This is a genomic window from Desulfobacterium sp. N47 (assembly GCF_051233685.1).
GTDB lineage: Bacteria > Desulfobacterota > Desulfobacteria > Desulfobacterales > RPRI01 > RPRI01.
In genome coordinates this window covers 25,887-45,896 of sequence record NZ_JBAMMY010000242.1, presented here as the reverse complement: position 1 = coordinate 45,896, position 20,010 = coordinate 25,887, and the positions used below count along the sequence as shown (strand labels likewise).

Sequence of the window (20,010 nt, the reverse complement as noted above, 5' to 3'; positions counted from 1 at the left end):
AAAGTTGACGTAAGTGCTTGAAATACTTGGTATATAAATTGCAATGCATTTTACATGCCATCTTTTTATGTTTTGTGAAAAAATATCGCAAAATTTTAAAACCATGTTTGAACGGCTTCAAAAACAGTGAAACTTTAGTTTAGTATATAAACTTGATGAAAAGGAAATGGCAGCAAAACATGAACATAATGCCAAAAACGTGATCCGCCTGCTCACACGATTTTTGTTTGTATGGTTTATAAAAGAAAAAAAACTGATACCAGAAGAACTTTTCGATATTGACTATTTAAAAGACGAACTCCTGAATGATTTAAGCCCGGTGCGTGATGAAGTCTTGTTCAAAGAAGCAAATATCAAAAGTGTGTATTATAAGGCCATCTTGCAAAATCTTTTCTTTGCCTCCTTGAACTGTCCCATTGAACCGTCTGAAAATGGAGATAACCGCAAACGAGGATTTCGCTTAAAAGACAATTATGGTCAGCACAGGGATGCCAATTACTTAATGCGTTACAAAGATCAGTTCAAAAACCCTGAAAAGTTTTTAAATTTGATTAACGAGATTGTTCCTTTTTTAAACGGTGGCCTGTTTGAATGTCTGGATAATAAAACAGATAAAATATATATAGACGGATTTTCTGATAACCTAGCTAAACCACATCAACTGATTGTGCCTGATTTTCTGTTTTTTGGATTTGACAGGGAAGTTGATTTAAGTGGTGTTGTTGGCATCAACACTAATGCCTTCAAAAACGCCAATGTCAAAGGATTGATTCCTATCCTTGAATCATACAAATTTACGATTGCCGAAAATACCCCGATTGAAGAAGACGTAGCCCTTGACCCAGAGCTTTTGGGAAAAGTCTTTGAAAACCTGCTTGCCAGCTACAATCCTGAAACCAAAACAACTGCTCGCAAACAGACCGGCTCTTTTTATACACCCAGAGAAATTGTCAATTACATGGTGGACGAAAGTCTGATCGCCTACCTTAAGAACAGTTTTAACGATTGGGATATTGATGAGGAAAAACTGGATAAGCAGCTTCATGAACTGCTATCTTATGATGACATCAATCCTTGTGCAGAAAATGAAGATATGCAAAAACAAATCATACATGCCTTGGACAATTGTAAAATTCTGGACCCTGCGTGCGGCTCAGGAGCGTTTCCCATGGGGATATTGCAGAAAATGGTTCATATTCTGCAAAAAGTTGATCCTGAAAACGAATACTGGAAGGAACTGCAATTAAACAAGGCGCTGAAAGATACAGAAGGCGCTTTTGCCCTCACGGATAAAAAAGAGCGGGAACAGAAATTAATAGAAATCAACGAGGCCTTTGATGAAAAAATCAATGACCCTGATTATGCCAGGAAACTTTTTTTAGTCGAAGACTGCATTTATGGCGTAGATATTCAGCCCATTGCCACGCAGATTTCAAAGCTGCGTTTTTTTATTTCACTGGTTGTTGATCAGAAGGTGGATAAAGACAAACCTAACTTTGGCATCAGGGCATTACCCAATCTGGAAACCAAATTTGTTGCCGCCAATACCCTGATCGGCATTGATAAACCCAAAGATCAAATTACTCTTTTTGATAATCAGGAAATACAGAAACTGGAAATGGAAATGAAAAATATCAGACACCGACTGTTTTCAGCTAAATCACCGGCCACTAAAAGAAGGCTCAGAGATAAGGATAAAGAGATACGGGAAATAATAGGAAAACTGCTGGTCGAACATGGTTGGGGCAATGAAACTGCCAAACAACTTGCCGGTTGGGACCCGTATGATCAGAATGCGTCTTCGCCGTTTTTCGATCTGGAGTGGATGTTTGATATTAAGACTGGGTTTGATGTGGTTATTGGGAATCCACCTTATAAAATTGTCAAAAGTTCAAACACTGAACCAGTCCTTTTAAAAAAATACTTAAAATTTTACAGTGCTGATTTTAAAGTGAATATATACTCTCTTTTCCTTGAACACTCATTGAACCTTGGAAAGGATAGCACTTCTATACACTCTTATATAATACCAGATACTGCCCTCAATTTACCAGCATTCAAAAATTTGAGAGAACTATTGGCAACTAAAAATAGACTTATTTCAATATCCTACTATGATGAAAGAGTATTTGAAAATGCTGAAGTAGGAAAATCTGTTATACTTATCTATCGAAAGTCTGCACCAATCAGAAAAATTGAGTTTAGGCATTTTAGTAACTCAACCAGTTATGAAAATGTTGATCTGTTATTAGATAAGGTTCAAAAAGACATTTATTTTAGGTTAATTCTCAAGGAGGGAAACGCATCAAGCCAAGGATTTTCGATACTTGAATCAATGAACGATTCTCTTGACACATACTGTGAAGTTTATGATGGAATAAATCCAGGGAGTAAAGAGCTAAAGGAAACTTTTATCAATGCCAGAAAAGGTGAGAATTCTAAGAAGGTAATTGATGGTAAAGACTTTTCAAAATACTCAAAAATTAAGTGGTCTGGTTTTTATGTTCAATATGACCCTGAGTTAGTTGAAATTGAAAGAGAGAAATTAAAAAAACGGGGTATAGATTTTACAGCTAGAATAATTAAGAAAGTAAATTATTTTAAACTTGATAAAATAGTTACTCGACAAACTTCTGATACGATAATAGCGACTATTGACAGAAATGGATTTTACACAAAGAACAGCGTTCACTCAACATTAATAAAGCCAAAATTCAAAACTTTTATTTCTCTGGAGTATATCTGCGCACTATTAAATTCTAATCTGATTGATTGGTATTACCGAACTCAATCCATGGAGTCCGGGCGTTTATTTCCTCAAGTTAAGATTGATCGACTTAAACGGCTACCATGCCCCGATTTAGCTCAAATAGAGAAGTTTATGAGCTCTATAACAATGCTATCAACTCTTCAATTCTCGAATGAGAATTTGAATTTTATTAATGTAATTAACGCTCTTATTTTTGAACTCTACTTCCCGGAACACATGAAAGAGCACAACATTGATATCCTGCAATTTGTAGAAAAAGATATAGAAGAAGTGATGCAAGGCAGAGAATTTGGCCAGTTGACAGATGACCAGAAAGAAAAAGTAATCAACCAGCTTCACGACAAATGGACAGACCCCGAAAGCGAAATCGTCAAGCGCATTAATAGCTTTGCCGAAAAAAGCCCGGATATATTAAAACCGATTTTTGAAAGCAAATAAAACCGTCTTCATTATCCCATGCTTTCGTGTATATAGACGGTGATGAGAACGAGGCACCTAAGCGTTTCATTCCTATAAATTGAAGACATAACAATGGTTTTATATCTCCACTTGAGATATTTTCTGAAAATCACAGCCTTACCCAAACCTGTGATAGGAAGAATATCTTGGAGGTCCTTTCTTGCTTCCTGTAATCAATGAATCGATCATTTCTATAAAGCTAATAGATTTCAAACGGAAATCATGATAATAAAATACAAATGGCTTGCTAATAAATTTAGTTTCATTTTGAATAGCGCCAGTCCATAAATTTTAAAAAATGTATAGACGAACTTATTGATATGGTACATAAGAGCCAAAACCGGGCTTGACCCCATGTTCTTTACACTAGTATCCATATTTGCATATTAGTCCCTGAGTGGGATGTAAATAATTTTAACAAATACGGTAAGTTATTTTGTTGTTGGCTACAAGAAGGCCTTATGGTAGCCATCACAATATCCGTTCAGATAATAACTGGTTATGTGTAGGATAAAGATGGGAAGGCACACAAAATGATAGATATTGACGCAGTGGCAAAGTCAGATGTCATCACTAGATGGGGTATGCCAGAATCATTGCACCTTCCAATTGCCGCTAAGGATAAAGAATCTATAAGCAAGTATATAGGTAATATTGTAGCGGAATTATCAGCGCCGAATACAAATAATGCTTTTCTAGTTGAAGTGCCAGAGCCAACGTCAATCAATATTAAATTAGCTGTATGGAAATTGCCTGAATCAAAGGTGTTACATCAAGCATTACAAGTTTGGGTACATGTAGACTATAAAGGATACAGAAAGGCATATATAAAGGCATTCCCAGACGAGGATATTTCTTCGTTAATTTTAGATCATATTCAGAATAGAAAAATGGTAAAAGTCATGGGCTTTAATTATACTCGAATTATACCAATTACGAGAGGGGCAAATTCGAGTAGTGGTTCTCTCTCTGAACAATGGGGCATCAAGTATCATAGCACCCCGCAAATGCGGAAGATTAATAGTGAGAAAAGAAGTTTCATACAATACGCAGACCTATCGAGCCTCGTTAAAATGCTAAATATAAAAACAGGGGGTGGAGTTATGGATGCTGTAAATGAAGCCCAGAAACTATTACTTGAAGAATGAAAACGCATAACAAGATCAATACAGCCGATTGCTACGCTCCGGTTGATCTCTTCGTTATCTTTAATGTCGGTACCAATAAACAATGAAAAGACATAATGCAGATCAGAAAGGATTTCAATTATTAAAGATGCTGGATGATTTTGCACAGTCAGAAGGCATGTCAATCAATGACGAAATAATTTTTCAAAACTTTATTCAAAGTCTTTCAAAGAAAGTTAAAAGACACCGGGATAATCCAATTCGTATCTATGGTTTTCGTGTTGAGGCAATGTTTGCTCATATTGCGGCGGCGCTTGGTAAGTCGCAGCTTATAACAGAAGAAGACTCAGGTTCTTTTTTCAGTGTTGATGAAAATATCAGACGCCCAGACTTTCGGTTAATTACCAAAAGCGGCGAACAATTATTCATTGAGGTTAAAAACTTCCATCATAAGAATCCAATGGAGCCTTTCGTTGTTAAATCCACATATCTTGGAACCTTGAAAAGGTATGCAGATACATTCTCCCTCCCACTAAAATTTGCAATTTTTTGGTCACGATGGAATCTGTGGACCTTAATAGATGCTTCTAAATTCTCTTCAACTGGATCAGATTATACCATCACATTTTTCGATGCGATGAAACGGAATGAAATGATTCGTATAGGTGATCAAATGATTGGTACTGTGCCACCATTATCGTTAAGACTATATGCAGATACAAACAAGCCACGTTCTGTAGATAAAAATGGTCAGGTCCATTTTACTATCGGGGAAGCCTCTATTTTTGCTGGTGGACATGAGGTTGTAGATGAGTATGAAAAGAAATTGGCCTGGCTTTTTATGCTCCATGGTAGATGGGAAAGAGTAGATCAACCTGCTGAGATAACAAATGGGCTTTTGGAATATACTGATTTTTCAATCTCGCCAGAGAAATACGACAAGAAACAAGGTTTTGCAATGGTAGGGTTTCTCAGTGAATTAATCACATCAAATTACAAGCTTTTAACTTCGCCTGAAGGTGAAATATTACAACTCACACCCAAACAGCAACCAGACCAATTGAAAGTTCTCATTCCAAACGATTTTGCTGGAAACGTATTAAAATTATGGAGATTTATTATCCAGCCCAATTATGATGATTTGGCTACAAAAAAAGATAACAATGCAAATTCAGCCGACGCAAAAAACCACGCGGCTGATTAATGTGTACTTTCTTTCCTTTAGTAATAAACAGTTCCTAAAGAATCCAATAGCGTTTGTTAGTAGGTGCTATACGTAACAAAAAGATGAATGAAAACAGACCTCAGCTGTTTCTCGTTTTGAGATATTTTTTACATATCACAGTTAATCCCAAACCTGTGATAAGAAGAATATTCCAGTATGTTCCCTGCCATAAGAATTCTTTTTGATTAAACCGGATGAATTACTGTTGTAGCAACTCCCAATATTTCAATATTCATATCTTCAGATACCTCTACATGCCTGTATTCAGGGCTCTCAGACATCAGATATATCTTGCCCTTTATTTTACGAAACCTTCTTACCAGCATACCGCCTTCATGTAATGCTATTACAACCTTTTTGTCGCAGGGTTTAAGAGAGCGATCCACCATAAGCAGGTCACCATGGAATATTCCTGCTTTGATCATGGAATCATCTTTAATTTTAACAAAGAAAGTGGCTGCCGGGTGTTTAATGAGATGTTCGTTAAGATCAAGAGATTTTTCCTTGTAATCATCTGCAGGTGAAGGAAATCCAGCTTGTATATAGGACAGGAATAAGGGAATATCAAATTTTAATGCTTGCGATTGATGATACATAGAAGTTAATTCCATTTTTCGGACAAAGAATATATTTTCCGTCCTTATTTCCCATTCACTTTTTCCCTTAAAGTCTGAGAGCACCTGAATGTCACAACCCTTCTTGCATTAAGCATCATATCAGCACCATTCGCCGGATTTCGACCTCTTCGTTCCTTTTTAGAATTAGACACAGAATTTACCGAACCCGCTTATAAGAACATCATCACCTGATTCCAAGGAACCTCTTATTGTTTCAATGAAGGCATCGACTATCTGTAAGGACTTGTTTTTAGAAAACTCTAATTCTGACTGGATATTTTCAACGATATTAGCTTTTGTTAGTGCCATGAGAGACTCCTTTAAGAATAAAAGTATAGGAAAGGACGAAAACACCCTATTGAATAACCATAATATTTGTCAAGAATTAAGGATGCCTCAGAATTCATGATTGATTTGAATATAGTTATTTTTTCTGTGTCAGAAAAAACCGGCATAGATGATAAAAAGTGTTCCAGCCAGAAAAAATGAATAATCATTTATTCTGCTTTTGCCAATAGAGACTTGCTTCCTGAAGTCCGTAACCTGACAGCTGTCTTTGTTCTGCAAGGCTTCATTCAGTAATCAACACAAATGAAATCAACTGGATAAAATCCTGTGTTATATATAATACGTGTTAACAGATAATAAATAGCAATTACGGAATATCTCACTAAAAATTTGACAAAAACTCTATATTCCTTTACAAATTAATAGCTTTTCATACAGATTTTATTTCCGGCATCAAATAAAAACGTATTACGTATATTAATTGTTAGTTGCCAACATGAGGAATTTATGACCAACCATAATTTTGAACAATCTCTGTTGCGAGACGCACTCAGTGACGTGGCACGAAAGGAAAGGCGATCTCTCCTGGGAATATCCTTGTTTGGTATTACGCTATCAATTGGCGGCATGGTGCCTTCAAAAATTCCAAGTCTCGGTATAGAGTTTCAGCTTGCTGATCATCGAATACTGCTGCTTATTGTAGCTTTTATTGTTTTTTATTTCATCGTTGCATTTATAATTTACGCTGCTTCTGATTATCTATCCTGGAAACTTGAGATAAAGAGTTGGGCACTTGAAAAAGCAATTTCTGAAAACGAGGAAGTCTACCGCAATTATTGCCCTCAGCCTGGTACACCTGAAGAAGAGATTGAAAGAGACATGGGGAAATTGCACAAAAAGAATCGCCTCTACTTTAGACTGGTCGCTCCGACATCTATTATTCGTGCACTCTTTGACTTTGGGCTTCCGATTGCTGTCGGCGCATTTGCGCTATTTCTTCTTGTACGAGCTGCAGCTGGGTAATAGCATCTAACCACACAATTGTATCTGACGTGAAGGGTCGGTCGTCCTTTATGTTTGCATAGTTCTGTGTTTCCGTAGCTTTTAATTATGCCTTGTTACCCTTCACGCAGCACATTGTAAACGTTACTCTCTTTCAACCTGCCATTCTCAATTCTCGCAGCCACCCACCTCTGAGCAGTTGTAGGTGTTAGCATAAAATGTGATAACTACTGCATCCAACAATAATTATTAGTATCCTCTTCCTTGATAAACTTCGGAATGCTCTTTGTGCTTATACCAGTTCCCCGTATAAATCTTTGCTAAATCCTTATTTCTGATTATCAATAAATTTTCAGCATTCTTTTCTTCCGCAGCCTTCGTAAAATTAAAACTTCCTGTAATGACCGTCTCTTTATCTATAATCATAATCTTGTTGTGTGCTATGGCGTGTCTGTCATCTATGTAAGTGGGAATACCCGCATTGGCCAAGAAGGTAGCGGAAGTATATTTTGCCGTTCGTTGGCTCTTTATCGAGTATCGCTTCTACCTTTACTCCCCGTTTGTGAGCGTTTAATAAGGCTTTTGCGATAGGAGCTGACGTAAAAGAGTAGCCCTGCACTAGTATTTCAGATTTTGCCTTGTCTATCTGGCTGATGATCGCCTCTGTGCAACCACCTTTAGGGCTGAAATACACTTGTGTTGGAGTGTTGTTCAGGGTGAGGTCGGTAGCCTGTGATGTGGTTGAGAGAGGAGAAAAAAGAAAGAAGGCAATTACAACAATTAATAAAATCTGCTTTTTCATAGTTAGCACCGTAGATTTAGAATATTAAAGTCGAATATAAAGAACTTATCTTCATTTTACATGAAATTTGTTTACTTCAAATTGATTTTTAAAACAATAAATAAAATATAAAGGAGGTGTATCGTGGCAGATTTAATAATAAAGCTGATCGTTGGAATATTTGCGGTAATCTATTGTGCTGGAATTGCGATAATTTTTATTACAGATGTGATTTTTGCTATTTTCTGTGGCATTGTTGGATTTTTTGTATGCATAATTATCTGGTTATGCAGTTAGGCTCAAACAAATCTTAAGAATATGGCTTCCCCCATCTCGTTGTTCCGTTTTTACTTCAAACCCCGGATTAATAGTTCTTTATGCTGCTCATGATGGTCGGACCTTTAAACAGCCAAAAATTTATAGTGCCTACCACTCGTATAATTAAGATAGAAAGTGTCTCGCTTATTGTATTTTATGGCCGCCACCCCGTCTTTCCTCAAGTTCGCCGAACCAATCCATTAACTACAATTCAAAAAACAGCAATAAAGGGCGATTCGTCATTTCGGCAAATCGCCTTTCTGCATTGAAAGATGATCATTTGCCCCGATCCAACGGACTTTGTTAACCAACCATATTCAAGAAAGGAGATTTCCCCATGAGCGCATTGTTGCATGTAACTATCAAAGACATCGATAACTCAGGCTATGTCTGGGATGTTTTCTATTGCCCTGATTGCCTGGAAAAGATGTTGACGTCATCCACCTGGCTCGAAGTAATCCGGCAGGTGAAAGTAACACCGCAGTATCTGTCACATCTTTATCCACAGCTTGTCAATGAGCCTGTGTGCGACAAGTGCCATTCCGTATTTAAAAGATAACCAATCACAATTGAGAATAAAAAGGGCAGTTATCGGTATTTCGCCGGTAGCTGCCCTTTTTGCATCAGAAAGGAGACATTTATGAAAGAAAATAGCTTCAAGAAGTATTCAAAAAGAATGATACAGCAGAACATCTTTGAAGCCCCGGTCAACAGTTTTAATAACTCTAAGTTCATTTCAACCTATCGAGTATCTCTTGTCAAAGATGGAAGTGTTTCTTTTGAGCAGTGCTGTCTGTCCAATTCCGCACAGGCACGGCCAATCGTCCGCAAGCTGATAGAAGATTATGGCCAGTCAGACAGGGAGCAGTTCTGTGTGATTTTGCTAAATGCAAAGAATGGGATTATAGGTTTGAACATCGTTTCCACTGGTACTTTATCATCAGCGACGGTTCATCCCAGGGAAGTTCTTAAACCAGCCATAATAGCAAATTCAGCAGCAATGATACTCTGTCACAATCACCCAAGTAATGATCCCACGCCATCACAAGAAGACCTTGCCATAACCAGGATAATTGTTCAGGCAGCAAAGATCATCGGAATTCATGTGCATGAGCATTTGATTATCAACATGGAGAATGATCGGTATTACAGTTTTGCAGACAATGGACTTATCCAAAAGGCATACGATGAAATAGCCTGAAGCAAATAAACATAATCATTTATCAGGAGCCATTTTGCCCAAAGCCGGCAAATGGTTTTTTTTAAAGGAGGTGAAACTATGGCTTACACGCCGGAATTATCTATGCAGTCATCAACCCTCTTAAGACGAATCTCATGGGCGCTTGGGGTTCCAATGACAAAGGGCATTGAAATGGTGTTCGATTATCTGCCACAAATCCTGGATCGAAAGAAGGTCTGCGATGCCTGCCGAGACAAATCGAAATGTGCCGGGTGCGCTTTTAACAGTCACAGTCAAAATGAAAAGGAAATTACTATCCGGGAATAACCAGTAATCCAAAACCAACAATCCATAAAAGGCGTTGTCTTTTTGACAGCGCCTTTCTCATTTCTAAACCCAAACAAATCAAAAGGAGAACTTACTATGTTACATCAAAATCAAAATGGCAAACGGCGCAACAACACGGAAGTACTATTGCCGCCTGAATTCAACCAGGAAGGCGCAGAAGTGATTCCTATCATCAAGCCTGTTATCCGATGGATATGCCGACAGAGCGCTTCTCCGAGGCTCTCAAGCGACGAGAAGCCAACCGCAATGCTATTTTAAATTGGATCAGATCCAACCTTAAGTTAGGCATCGATTACGGCCAGATTCATGTCTTTGGAAAAGACAAGTGCCGTCTGGCAAAAGATGGGCGCGCTAACGAATGCATTGATCCGAGTCACTGGAGCAAACCATCACTATGGAAGCCCGGAGCTGAAAAAATCTGTGGCATGCTCGGACTTATCCCCAGGTTCCCCAATCTGAAAGAGTATGAAAGCTCCGCCATGCGCGGAGAAGATATCAAAGTAATCATTTTAAAGTGCGAGCTTCACACCGGAAGTGGATTTGTTGCAGGCGAAGGCACTGGAGCAAGGCGGATTGCCCAGGATAATGGAGACATCAACAAAAGCATCAAGATGACGGAGAAATCCGCGCACATTGACGCTACATTGCGAGTGGCAGGTCTTTCAGAACTCTTCACGCAGGACATCGACGACATTCCGCCAGGTAACGGCAGCCAGGCTCCCCCGTTCCAGTCACCGCAATCTCAATCGACTGGAAAGCCATCTTCACAGCAACCATCCAGACAGACCGGAGGCAATAACTATTCCAAAAATGGTCATGGTTCCGGTTACATCCAGATCACCGGTAATCAATATAACTACATCATGGACCTGATTGAGAAAGCAGGAATGAGCGAACAGGAACTGAACGAGCAGTGCGTTAAGACCTATGGTCGCGTGCTGGACTATATCAGCAAAGGCGATGCTTCCAAACTTATCGAATGGCTGTTGAAAATCCAGTAGCCCATCAATCCATTCAAACCTAAAAACCCTGGTTGCCTTATGGCAGCTGGGGTTTTCTATTTTAAGGAGAACTACAATGTCAGTCCAAATTGTTTGCGCATGGTGCAAAAAGCCTATGGGCATAAAGCCCGGTGATTCAGATCTGCCCATATCTCACGGCATATGCCCGGAATGTGCCAACAAGCTGAGATCCGAAACGAATACAAGCCAACACATTAATCGAAAGGAGAATGACAAATGAATACAAAAGTAAAAGAAGTTTTAACATCTGTCCTGGAAAGGTTCAGAGAAGGTAATGTCCCGGAGGCAGTTGCTTATTCGCTGTATCCAACTCCGGATATTCCAAGCGCCAAATGGTCACTTATAAACAGGATGCTGATGTTTTTTGGAGGCACAACCGATGCCAGAGGATACCGTCAATGGCAACAAGTAAATCGCTATGTAAAGAAAGGCAGTAATGCCCTTTATATACTGGTTCCCCTTATCAAAAAAGTGGAGGATAGCGGTGAAGAAAAGCAGACGCTCTATGGATTTGGATGCAAGCCGGTATTTCGTGTTGAAGATACGGACGGTGAGTCTCTGGAATATGAAAATATAGAGCTTCCTGATTTACCTTTGATAGACAGAGCCAGACAATGGGGTATTTCTGTCAGAGCCGTTCCGGGAAGATATCGCTTTAATGGTATTTATTTAACGGACAGAAAAGAGATAGCCTTGGCCACACCGGAAGAGAAAGTATTTTTTCATGAACTAAGCCATGCCGGTCATGAAAAAGTCAAAGGCAGATTGATAGACGGCCAGGATGCTTTGCAGGAAATCGTAGCTGAGTTTTGCGCAGCCGTTTTGTGTAAACTGGTTGGCAAGCAACAAAGTGACACATTGGGTAATTCGTACAGATACATTGAACGTTACGCTGAAAAAATTAAATTAAGCCCTTATAGTGCTTGCTTAAAGGTCATATCTGAAACGGAAAAGGTCTTAAATCTCATCTTAAATGGCAGTGCTGAAGACAAAGAAGATACAAACCAGATAGCTGCCTAAACAAACAATCAAAATTCATTCAACATACAGAGCTCTCAAGATCTACCCTTGAGGGCTCTTCGTATTTTACAGGAGGCTATTATGACAAAAGAACAAAAGAAAGCGTATCAGGAGCCGGAATTGCTCAGAGAAATTTTACAGACAACCCTGAAAGGTTTAAAATTCCGATTAGATTGCGGCCATTACGTATCATTTGGGCACTATCTCGGAAACAATATCACGATTTACAATGGTAAGAAATTTAAAATCATTTGTAGCCAGTGCGGATATTAAACACATAAATGGAGGAAGCTATGGACGATTATATTGATGACAGCTTTGATGATGGAGTTCCTTTTGAAGACAATACTGATGGCGATATAGGAAATGAATTCTTCCTAAATGAACATATGCGCGATGGTTCAAAAGATAGCCATACAATCGGCATCGGATGGGAGGATATTGCCATGTTTGGAACATTGTCCGAACAAATTGCCGAGGATGAAAAAGAGCGTTTAAGCATTGAGAAAGATATGACCATGGATGAAGATCAGGAAGACATATATTGAATTTATCTTATTTATGAAAAATGACCGTCCAGACCGTCCACATCGTCCAACTGCTTGTAATAACAATATAGAAATCTGGACGGTCTAAGATGGTATGGACGGTCTTTTCTGTAAACCGACCTTTTATTTCATAATCACAAGCAGAACATCCCTCCAATAGGAATAAACTAACCTCTGTATTAGCAAGGGGATAACATTCCCCTAATAAAACTGCCAAGGAGGTTAATTATGAACAAACAGACTTATTCAATTGGTGACGCCTCAAAGAAAACCGGTGTCAGCCTGAAGAAATTACGGAGCTGGGAGAGTAGATATATCCCGGAGCCGGAGCGTATTGTATGCGGTGAAAGGTCTTATCGGCGCTATACCCAGGACCAAATTTACCTCATCATCAAGATAAAAGAATATCAGGACATGGGATTTCTTCTACCCGTTGCGGTGAAAAAAGCCAATGAAGATATTTCAAGACAGGAACCAAAAGCAGAATAATATTTTTAGAAAATCCTGCAATCATGATTGAGCAGGAAACAATGTGTGTGGGTTAGGCAAGGGTCATTCCCTTGCTGAAAAGAGTGCCCCTCCACTCCACCCACACACACAAATTTTGAAAGCGAGGGGAGATAAGGAGGGGTTATTATGTTAGATTATGCAGTTAGTATTGAAGAAACTACAAAACAGATACAAGCGATGAAACAAAAAATTGAAAGTCGAAAGCAAGAATATGGCATTAATGAACTGTCAGTAGAACCTGAAACTTGGCCAGGAAATCATAGAAAGGATTGTGAAGAAAATAAAAGGAAAGATGAAGAATTAATAAAGTCTTGTTTGGCTGAGCGTAATGCAGAGATAGAAAAATATATACATAGCGATGAATATAAAGAAATACGCCGAAAAGAATTAGAGATATATGAAGAGAATGAAAGGAGAGCCACAAAGAATGAATTTGGTTTCGGCAAGATTGCCAGAAAACCAAAAATACAAGAGCCTAAAAAAAATAATACTCCGCAAAAGCTTTGTCTTGTTTCCGATAATACAATCCAGCGAAAGAAGCAATCAGGAGATGATTATTTTATGATGACGAAACGGGGTATCATTAGAAATAAAGAATATCGCAAAATTTTTAAAGGCCCTGGTACAGTCTATGCGTGGCTATGGGCAAATCTGGTTCGCAGTGAATGGATTGACACAAAAGGATATCCTATTAAAAAAAGGTATTATGAAAACGGCTATCTTGCTTATAGTTCCAGCTACCGTCAAATTGGAGAGGACTGTTTCTTGCACAAAAATAAAGTCAAAGAACATATAGATGCATTCAAAGAAGCCGGTATTATCAAAGTTGAGCATTTAACTCCGAATGGAAAGAAACGAGGTCAAAGTGTTTTTGTTTTGGGTGAATGGAAAAATATAAACGGAAAGATAGAAGAAACCTTTTACAAAGATGAAATATTTTCTCCGCGAGAGGATGGTCAAAATGTGCCCGTTTAAAATTGGTCAAATATTGCCCAACTTTTCGTTAAGTTGGTCAAATATTGCCCAACATTTTTCAAAGTTGGTCAAATACAGGGACATATAAGTAGATGAGTCTTAAAGAAGATGAGTCTTAAAGAAGATGAGTGAAAAACTCATCTTTTTTATTTTAAAAAAGCGGAAAGCTGGGACAGATATAATGGTATACTGAATGGCAGTAATCAGCTTCTTGTTAATGTAAGTTTTCCGTTCATTAAAATGCTTCCTGTGACAAGTCTATCAGAAAAGATGGCTTTATCAAGATTGATATGCCTGGCAGAATTCCGTAATTACAAGGCCGACTGAATTAGTGGAACCAGTTTATATCTTTTCTTGAAACCCGATCAAAATGCAGATTTCCGGAAAAACTAATGCTGGCACAAATATGATGGCATCCTGACCGGAAGAAATCAGTTTCTTGATAAAGGAGTTCTCCGGTCAAAAAATGCTTTCTGCAACAGCTCTATCAGATAACATGGCTTTATCAAAATTGATTATACCTCGGCAGGATTTCGCAAATACAGAGCTGGTTGATACAGCGCACAAGCAATGGATGTGCTCTCACAATTCATATCGGGTTTTAGACCGGGTCTTGTGTTTATGCGCTCATGAAGTGCTCAGAAGTGGTTTGTGAGAGGAGATGGAGCCTGGTTTCGTCTCCTCTAAGAAACCGGATATAGATGCTCATTTCTGGAAAAAACGGAAAGCTGGTTCAAATTGAACGGCTTACTGTCCGGCATTAAATTGAACTGAAACACTCCTCTATGCTTATAATGCTCTTTATCCTGCCTTTTATGTCAACCCTTCATAATAATAAAAATTCTTTGGCACATATATAATGGATGACCTGGACGATTAGGACGGTGCTTTTTGTAAAAAACATAACGACAAGTATAAATAATATATTTTATCTGAATAATTTAAATGAATCACTTGACATTTTAGTGTAGTGTATTATCTTTAACACAAGAAAAAGGAAACGGAAATGTCAGAAACAAAAAAAGAATTTTTGAAACGCAAAAAAACTGAAAAACATCGACAGGCGGAAAAGCAAGTCCGTGAAGCCTATTCAAGATGTATTGATGTTAAAGATGAAGATGGAGAAACTGTTAAATTGTTGGAAATCGACGGCAAACATATAGAATGGCGCATCCGTATGGAACCGGAGATTGAAGATATATTTTCTACTATTGACGTTTCAAAGGCACTCAATATACCGAGAGAAAGATTGCGGGATTGGATGGTTAGAGATTTCATTAAATCAAGCCTGCCATCAACAAGCAAAGGTACGATAGCCATTTTCACAAGAGATGATGTAAAATTAGTAATGTTATTTTTGAAGCTATTAGAAAGTGGCTTTAAGCGTGATATCGCTTCTAAGCATATCGAAATGCTTTACAACTCAAAAGCAATTAAGGCTGTATCGTATATTATCATCAGGCATACAATAAAAGATAATGAACCTGAGATAGAGATAGCGAGTATTGTAATGGGTGATAAACTTTCGTTGCAGATTAATTCTAAGGAAGAAATCTATTGTAATAAATTTCCTTTAATTAAAAATGGTGAATGGGAAGGAATTTATATCATCAATATGATAAATCTTGATAGAGAACTTGTAAAAGCTTTGTCCAGATTGGATTAATATTTTTTTGTTAATTAAATGTAGTAAATATTATATACATAACATTAAACAAGGAGGTGAATTAAATGATTGAAACTGACCGAGACCAGAACGCGCTTAATAAAAGGCTTCTGTCGATAAAAGAATTGGTCAGTGAAGTAGGTGCCACCGAGTGGTTTTGGCGAAGCCAGATATGGAACGGAAAACTTTCCTATGTTAAGACAGGCCACAAGATATTCGTTGATAGGAAAGATATAGAATTATTTATTACCAATAACAAACACAAGAATTAAGAAATAAAGAAACAGGAAACAGAAAGCACCTTCGGAAGTGCTTTCATATCTTCAAACAACAATTCTAACGAAAGTTAGGGAAGGAGGAAAAGTAATAAGGAGGGTCTAATAGTATGAATGAAGCATGTTTAAAGAAAAGAACCGAAGCAAAAAAGAAACATATTGTTGAAGATGCAATTACTACCAGTAATAAAAAGAATTCAAATATCCCACCAGAACAGAATAACAGTCTGTTTTTGACCACACAAAAACCAACTCAGGCTGACTTCATCATGGAAATGGCAAATAAAAATGCCAAATTTTTCCACACATCTGATTATCAATCATACGCTTTTATCGAGAATTGCGGCCACGAAGAAATATGGCCTCTGAATAGCGATGTCTTTGAGCGGTGGATTTATAGCCTTTTTTATAGAAACACCAAAAAGTCTCCGAGCCGGATAGCTTTCCAGAATGCAATAAAATCACTTGAATCTAAAGCCCTGTTTGACGGACCTGAAGAGAAAGTCTCTCTGAGATTTGGCGAAAAAGATGGCGCGATATATGTTGACCTTGCAAATAAGTCCTCAGACCAAGTTAAAATTACAAAAGACGGATGGGAGATTATATCTCTAAGTAAATCTCCTGTTAAATTCAGACGTATGAAAGGGATGCTCCAATTACCAGAGCCGAAACAGGGAAAATCGCTAGAAATATTGAAAAGCATGTTGAACATCGATAGCGAAGAAGACTTGATAATGATAGCTTCTTGGTTAATCGGCGCTATGCGACCATCTGGGCCATTTCCAATTCTTATTCTGCAAGGAGTTCAAGGTTCTTCCAAAAGCACAACTGCTCAGATGTTAAAGTGCTTAATCGACCCTTCTATGGTTCCAATTCGAACACTGCCAACATCCGACTGGGATTTAGCAATTTCTGCCGATGCTTCATGGCTGCTTAATTACGATAACCTGTCGAAGCTTACTCCAAAAATGTCTGATGCTTTTTGCAGAGTGGCTACTGGAGGAGGTTTTGGAATTCGTTCGCGGTATACTAACAGGTCTGAAGAACTTTTCTACTCAGTTCGCCCGATGATATTGAATGGAATTCCAGATTTAGCCGAAAGACACGACCTTGCCGACCGTTCTTTGTTTATTAACCTGCCAGCAATGCCAGCAGAAAAAAGAAAGCCGGAATCTGAACTTTGGCGAGAATTTTATGATGAACAGCCATATCTACTAGGAGCTCTTTTTAATGCTGTCTCAGTGGCGCTTAAAAATTATGACAATGTAAAGGTATCTAGTCTTCCAAGGATGGCCGACTTTGCCAAATGGGTAATTGCAGCCGAACCTGCCTTATCCTGGGGAGAAGGTAGTTTTATGAAGGCATATGATGAAAACCGAAAAAGAGCTATTGAAGCTGCTATTGAGTCAGACCATGTTGCAAGCGCGGTTATACGGCTAGTTAATGAAACAAAAAAGTGGAGCGGTACACCTACTGAACTTAAAACTGTGCTTGATATGTATGCACCGGAGCAAAACGGTTGGAAGGTAGACTGGCCAAAAGCTTCAAACGTTCTTTCAAACCGCTTGATGAGAGCCCAGAGCTTTCTTGAAACAAAAGGAATTAAGGTAGAACGAGGAAAATCAGGAAATCGAAATATAACAATTTCAATGTCAGAGCAATCGACCAGCCAGACTGGCCAGGAGAAAAAGAAAGCTAAATATGCAGCCAGACTGAAGGACAATCATGATGACATGGCCAGCTCTGGCAAGCGCTTACGCTATGAGATAGCTGCTGAAGCTGAAATTGCCTCGAAACAATTAGGGCTCGAAGATGAATGTGCAGACAATACTACCGCAACTAAGATTGAATATGAGGAGGTGGAAATATGATGAATGCAGTTAATTTTATGGAAGAATTGAAATCTAAAGATATTAATCTTTGCCTCAATGGCGAAAAACTAAATTGTAAAGGCCCGAAAGGAACGATTACTGCTGAAATCATAAATGAAATTCAACGTATGAAGCCGGAAATAGTGGATCTGTTGAAAAATATGACAACAGATGCCGGAGCTTTCGAACTCGACCTAAATACACTAAGCCTAGGGGATTGTCTTGAAGTGCTTAAGCAGATGTCTGACAACTCCGTTGATGTTATGATCACCGATCCGCCATATGGTATTAAATTCATGGGTAAGAATTGGGATAAGGCAATTCCATCGGTAGAAATTTGGAAGGAATGTCAGAGGGTACTTAAACCTGGTGCGTTCGCTTTCATTATGTGCGCCCCTCGGCAAGATTTGTTGTGCCGGATGACTGATAATCTTGAAAAGGCTGGATTGAAGACAGGTTTCACTCCGATTTACTGGACATATGCAAGTGGATTTCCAAAAGCGCATAATATTGGCAAGGCAATCTTTAAAAAGGCAGGAGCACAACAAGAAGTTGTCGAAACTTCAAAACGTTTAAATGGTTCTTATGGGGGATTCCAGCCTAAACCGGCTGTTGAAGTCATACTTGTTGTGATGAAGCCACTGGACCAGAAGTGCTATACGAAACAGGCGCTTTTAAATGGCAAAGGTATAACCTGGCTGAATGACTGCCGGGTACCCTATAATTGTGAGAAAGATAAGCCGTCAGCAGGAAACCGGACCTGTAATTTTGGTGAACAAGAGCCCAAATATAGAAGCAAGTCTAATCCAGAATGGAAAGCAGATGAGACCGGCAGATTTCCAGCAAACCTCTTGGTCAGCGATAATATTCTTGACGGTTCTTCACAGTATTATTCCCTGGACAAATGGTCAAATTTCCACTTGGAAGATTTACCTCAATCAGTTCAGGATACTTTCCCCTTTCTGGCCGTTTCTAAGCCCTCCAAAAAAGAAAAAGAAGCTGGCCTTGAAAGCCATGAAGATAAACAAATATGCGGAAGGGATATAGGACAGGATATGCGTAATAATCCATACAAGCTGCGGCCTGCACTCAGAAAAAACATTCATCCAACCGTAAAACCTTTAGCGCTAATGACTTATCTAATAAAAATGGGAAGCCGTAAAGGAGATGTTGTTCTGGACCCATTTATGGGTTCCGGGACTACCTGTATTGCTGCTTTATTAACGAACCGGCGAAGCATTGGTATAGAGAAAGAGGAAGAATATTTTTCTATCGCAAAAGAAAGGTGCAAAAGTGCTCTTATGTCAAATTACTGTTCACAAAATTAAGGTGGATTTGCGGAGTAAAGTAATTATGATGGAGTAGAAAGAAATAATTAGTAGAGGATGGATTTGTAATGAACAACGTTAGATTAGTTAAAACGAAGCCGGAAAAAGCTTTATATGGAGATAACCAGACCTGCTTCGGCAGGTCTATTGGACCCAGTAACTATAATTATTAGGAGGAAAAAATGGGATATACATTCAAGATTGGAAACGCAGTTCCAAAGATTTACGAAGAAAATGACTATATGTTTTTAAGATTTGAAGTTGAGCCAGTTGTTAGTGAAGATGCGCCAGCGTTCAAGGGTGATGAGGCTACAGGAAAAACTAACATTCGCAGACCAAGCTATATAAATTGGCATGAGTTCTGTAAAGAAACCGGAATATTAGATGTATTCTTTGACGACAGAGGGAATTTACGCTTTGGGAAGTATGGTTGTGTAATGCTACGGAAGTCAGATCACATAAAGGTTAAAGAAGCACTCGAACTGTGGCAGAAGACCGCAACCATTCCGCCGGGATTTGATGATAGCTTGACGTTCAACGAAGAAACACAACAATGGTATGAAGAGGGCGAACAGAAATACGACTACCAGCTCGCCCGTCTGATATGGTTGGAGTGGTGGATGGGCTGGGCACTCAAGAACTGCGAGACGCCTGCCATAGAATACATAGTATAAAGACAG

Annotated in this window: 25 protein-coding genes; 20 read left to right on the top strand and 5 right to left on the bottom strand. The window is 38.6% G+C overall.

From position 1 onward, the window contains the following. Positions 1-334: 334 nt before the first annotated feature. The 3 genes from VXK47_RS15830 (at position 335) to VXK47_RS15820 (ending at position 5,560) form a co-directional block, all read left to right on the top strand. The gene (locus VXK47_RS15830) at positions 335-3,208 is read left to right on the top strand and encodes an Eco57I restriction-modification methylase domain-containing protein (protein WP_435549753.1); all 2,874 of its coding nucleotides are present in this window, start codon (positions 335-337) and stop codon (positions 3,206-3,208) included. Between the two features lie 554 nt (positions 3,209-3,762). Beyond that, entirely contained in the window at positions 3,763-4,377 is a 615-nt protein-coding gene (locus tag VXK47_RS15825) for a hypothetical protein (protein WP_435549752.1), read from the top strand. An 82-nt stretch (positions 4,378-4,459) separates the two neighbouring features. Next, positions 4,460-5,560 (top strand): hypothetical protein, encoded by a 1,101-nt coding sequence (locus VXK47_RS15820; protein ID WP_435549751.1) that lies wholly within the window; start codon positions 4,460-4,462, stop codon positions 5,558-5,560. Positions 5,561-5,766: 206 nt separating this feature from the next. Here the strand turns inward: VXK47_RS15820 and VXK47_RS15815 are convergent, their stop codons facing one another. Genes VXK47_RS15815 through VXK47_RS15805 form a run of 3 tightly spaced genes read right to left on the bottom strand, consistent with a single transcriptional unit; the run spans position 5,767 to position 6,507 of the window. Continuing rightward, the gene (locus VXK47_RS15815; protein ID WP_435549750.1) at positions 5,767-6,177 is read right to left on the bottom strand and encodes a LexA family protein; all 411 of its coding nucleotides are present in this window, start codon (positions 6,175-6,177) and stop codon (positions 5,767-5,769) included. A 44-nt stretch (positions 6,178-6,221) separates the two neighbouring features. Next, complete coding sequence (locus VXK47_RS15810; protein ID WP_435549755.1) at positions 6,222-6,293, bottom strand: hypothetical protein; 72 nt, start codon at positions 6,291-6,293, stop codon at positions 6,222-6,224. Between the two features lie 49 nt (positions 6,294-6,342). Beyond that, positions 6,343-6,507, bottom strand: a complete 165-nt coding sequence (locus VXK47_RS15805) for an HU family DNA-binding protein (protein WP_435549749.1) — start codon at positions 6,505-6,507, stop codon at positions 6,343-6,345. A 486-nt stretch (positions 6,508-6,993) separates the two neighbouring features. Between VXK47_RS15805 and VXK47_RS15800 the strand changes: the two genes are divergently transcribed. Next, positions 6,994-7,509, top strand: a complete 516-nt coding sequence (locus tag VXK47_RS15800; RefSeq protein WP_435549748.1) for a hypothetical protein — start codon at positions 6,994-6,996, stop codon at positions 7,507-7,509. A gap of 228 nt (positions 7,510-7,737) precedes the next feature. Here the strand turns inward: VXK47_RS15800 and VXK47_RS15795 are convergent, their stop codons facing one another. Beyond that, the gene (locus VXK47_RS15795) at positions 7,738-7,977 is read right to left on the bottom strand and encodes a phospholipase D-like domain-containing protein (RefSeq protein ID WP_435549747.1); all 240 of its coding nucleotides are present in this window, start codon (positions 7,975-7,977) and stop codon (positions 7,738-7,740) included. After that, complete coding sequence (locus tag VXK47_RS15790; protein ID WP_435549746.1) at positions 7,943-8,290, bottom strand: phospholipase D-like domain-containing protein; 348 nt, start codon at positions 8,288-8,290, stop codon at positions 7,943-7,945. Before VXK47_RS15790 ends, VXK47_RS15795 begins: the two co-directional genes overlap by 35 nt. Positions 8,291-8,413: 123 nt before the next feature. On the opposite strand from VXK47_RS15790, the gene VXK47_RS15785 reads away from it, so the two are divergent. The 16 genes from VXK47_RS15785 (at position 8,414) to VXK47_RS15710 (ending at position 20,004) form a co-directional block, all read left to right on the top strand. Further along, entirely contained in the window at positions 8,414-8,566 is a 153-nt protein-coding gene (locus tag VXK47_RS15785; protein WP_435549745.1) for a hypothetical protein, read from the top strand. A 358-nt stretch (positions 8,567-8,924) separates the two neighbouring features. Further along, positions 8,925-9,146: a hypothetical protein gene (locus tag VXK47_RS15780; protein WP_435549744.1), complete on the top strand. Its 222-nt coding sequence runs from the start codon at positions 8,925-8,927 to the stop codon at positions 9,144-9,146. Between the two features lie 81 nt (positions 9,147-9,227). Continuing rightward, positions 9,228-9,788: a JAB domain-containing protein gene (locus VXK47_RS15775; protein WP_435549743.1), complete on the top strand. Its 561-nt coding sequence runs from the start codon at positions 9,228-9,230 to the stop codon at positions 9,786-9,788. 78 nt (positions 9,789-9,866) lie between these two features. Further along, on the top strand, positions 9,867-10,094 hold the full coding sequence (locus VXK47_RS15770; RefSeq protein ID WP_435549742.1) for a hypothetical protein: 228 nt from the start codon (positions 9,867-9,869) through the stop codon (positions 10,092-10,094). A 209-nt stretch (positions 10,095-10,303) separates the two neighbouring features. Next, on the top strand, positions 10,304-11,116 hold the full coding sequence (locus tag VXK47_RS15765) for a hypothetical protein (RefSeq protein ID WP_435549741.1): 813 nt from the start codon (positions 10,304-10,306) through the stop codon (positions 11,114-11,116). 76 nt (positions 11,117-11,192) lie between these two features. Then, the gene (locus VXK47_RS15760; RefSeq protein WP_435549740.1) at positions 11,193-11,357 is read left to right on the top strand and encodes a hypothetical protein; all 165 of its coding nucleotides are present in this window, start codon (positions 11,193-11,195) and stop codon (positions 11,355-11,357) included. Next, entirely contained in the window at positions 11,354-12,157 is an 804-nt protein-coding gene (locus VXK47_RS15755; RefSeq protein ID WP_435549739.1) for an ArdC-like ssDNA-binding domain-containing protein, read from the top strand. The genes VXK47_RS15760 and VXK47_RS15755 overlap by 4 nt, the downstream gene beginning before the upstream one ends. A gap of 81 nt (positions 12,158-12,238) precedes the next feature. Continuing rightward, on the top strand, positions 12,239-12,430 hold the full coding sequence (locus VXK47_RS15750; protein WP_435549738.1) for a hypothetical protein: 192 nt from the start codon (positions 12,239-12,241) through the stop codon (positions 12,428-12,430). A 20-nt stretch (positions 12,431-12,450) separates the two neighbouring features. Further along, positions 12,451-12,705, top strand: coding sequence for a hypothetical protein (locus tag VXK47_RS15745; RefSeq protein WP_435549737.1), 255 nt, complete (start codon positions 12,451-12,453; stop codon positions 12,703-12,705). 228 nt (positions 12,706-12,933) lie between these two features. Beyond that, on the top strand, positions 12,934-13,194 hold the full coding sequence (locus tag VXK47_RS15740) for a MerR family transcriptional regulator (protein WP_435549736.1): 261 nt from the start codon (positions 12,934-12,936) through the stop codon (positions 13,192-13,194). Positions 13,195-13,341: 147 nt separating this feature from the next. After that, positions 13,342-14,190, top strand: coding sequence for a hypothetical protein (locus VXK47_RS15735; protein WP_435549735.1), 849 nt, complete (start codon positions 13,342-13,344; stop codon positions 14,188-14,190). Between the two features lie 1,006 nt (positions 14,191-15,196). Further along, on the top strand, positions 15,197-15,856 hold the full coding sequence (locus tag VXK47_RS15730; protein ID WP_435549734.1) for a hypothetical protein: 660 nt from the start codon (positions 15,197-15,199) through the stop codon (positions 15,854-15,856). A gap of 65 nt (positions 15,857-15,921) precedes the next feature. Continuing rightward, a complete protein-coding gene (locus tag VXK47_RS15725; RefSeq protein WP_435549733.1) occupies positions 15,922-16,128 on the top strand; it encodes a DNA-binding protein in 207 nt (68 codons plus the stop codon). 113 nt (positions 16,129-16,241) lie between these two features. After that, the gene (locus tag VXK47_RS15720) at positions 16,242-18,002 is read left to right on the top strand and encodes a hypothetical protein (RefSeq protein ID WP_435549732.1); all 1,761 of its coding nucleotides are present in this window, start codon (positions 16,242-16,244) and stop codon (positions 18,000-18,002) included. After that, the gene (locus VXK47_RS15715; RefSeq protein WP_435549731.1) at positions 17,999-19,330 is read left to right on the top strand and encodes a DNA methyltransferase; all 1,332 of its coding nucleotides are present in this window, start codon (positions 17,999-18,001) and stop codon (positions 19,328-19,330) included. The genes VXK47_RS15720 and VXK47_RS15715 overlap by 4 nt, the downstream gene beginning before the upstream one ends. Before the next feature lie 182 nt (positions 19,331-19,512). Further along, positions 19,513-20,004 (top strand): hypothetical protein, encoded by a 492-nt coding sequence (locus tag VXK47_RS15710; RefSeq protein ID WP_435549730.1) that lies wholly within the window; start codon positions 19,513-19,515, stop codon positions 20,002-20,004. The last annotated feature ends 6 nt before the right edge of the window (positions 20,005-20,010 follow it).

Excerpts from the sequence above, each read along its gene's own strand:
- VXK47_RS15825 (WP_435549752.1), top strand. The coding sequence starts at position 3,763 with ATGATAGATATTGACGCAGTGGCAAAGTCAGATGTCATCACTAGATGG.
- VXK47_RS15820 (WP_435549751.1), top strand. The coding sequence starts at position 4,460 with ATGAAAAGACATAATGCAGATCAGAAAGGATTTCAATTATTAAAGATG.
- VXK47_RS15815 (WP_435549750.1), bottom strand. The coding sequence starts at position 6,177 with ATGTATCATCAATCGCAAGCATTAAAATTTGATATTCCCTTATTCCTG.
- VXK47_RS15805 (WP_435549749.1), bottom strand. The coding sequence starts at position 6,507 with ATGGCACTAACAAAAGCTAATATCGTTGAAAATATCCAGTCAGAATTA.
- VXK47_RS15800 (WP_435549748.1), top strand. The coding sequence starts at position 6,994 with ATGACCAACCATAATTTTGAACAATCTCTGTTGCGAGACGCACTCAGT.
- VXK47_RS15790 (WP_435549746.1), bottom strand. The coding sequence starts at position 8,290 with ATGAAAAAGCAGATTTTATTAATTGTTGTAATTGCCTTCTTTCTTTTT.
- VXK47_RS15780 (WP_435549744.1), top strand. The coding sequence starts at position 8,925 with ATGAGCGCATTGTTGCATGTAACTATCAAAGACATCGATAACTCAGGC.
- VXK47_RS15775 (WP_435549743.1), top strand. The coding sequence starts at position 9,228 with ATGAAAGAAAATAGCTTCAAGAAGTATTCAAAAAGAATGATACAGCAG.
- VXK47_RS15770 (WP_435549742.1), top strand. The coding sequence starts at position 9,867 with ATGGCTTACACGCCGGAATTATCTATGCAGTCATCAACCCTCTTAAGA.
- VXK47_RS15765 (WP_435549741.1), top strand. The coding sequence starts at position 10,304 with ATGGATATGCCGACAGAGCGCTTCTCCGAGGCTCTCAAGCGACGAGAA.
- VXK47_RS15760 (WP_435549740.1), top strand. The coding sequence starts at position 11,193 with ATGTCAGTCCAAATTGTTTGCGCATGGTGCAAAAAGCCTATGGGCATA.
- VXK47_RS15755 (WP_435549739.1), top strand. The coding sequence starts at position 11,354 with ATGAATACAAAAGTAAAAGAAGTTTTAACATCTGTCCTGGAAAGGTTC.
- VXK47_RS15750 (WP_435549738.1), top strand. The coding sequence starts at position 12,239 with ATGACAAAAGAACAAAAGAAAGCGTATCAGGAGCCGGAATTGCTCAGA.
- VXK47_RS15745 (WP_435549737.1), top strand. The coding sequence starts at position 12,451 with ATGGACGATTATATTGATGACAGCTTTGATGATGGAGTTCCTTTTGAA.
- VXK47_RS15740 (WP_435549736.1), top strand. The coding sequence starts at position 12,934 with ATGAACAAACAGACTTATTCAATTGGTGACGCCTCAAAGAAAACCGGT.
- VXK47_RS15735 (WP_435549735.1), top strand. The coding sequence starts at position 13,342 with ATGTTAGATTATGCAGTTAGTATTGAAGAAACTACAAAACAGATACAA.
- VXK47_RS15730 (WP_435549734.1), top strand. The coding sequence starts at position 15,197 with ATGTCAGAAACAAAAAAAGAATTTTTGAAACGCAAAAAAACTGAAAAA.
- VXK47_RS15725 (WP_435549733.1), top strand. The coding sequence starts at position 15,922 with ATGATTGAAACTGACCGAGACCAGAACGCGCTTAATAAAAGGCTTCTG.
- VXK47_RS15720 (WP_435549732.1), top strand. The coding sequence starts at position 16,242 with ATGAATGAAGCATGTTTAAAGAAAAGAACCGAAGCAAAAAAGAAACAT.
- VXK47_RS15715 (WP_435549731.1), top strand. The coding sequence starts at position 17,999 with ATGATGAATGCAGTTAATTTTATGGAAGAATTGAAATCTAAAGATATT.
- VXK47_RS15710 (WP_435549730.1), top strand. The coding sequence starts at position 19,513 with ATGGGATATACATTCAAGATTGGAAACGCAGTTCCAAAGATTTACGAA.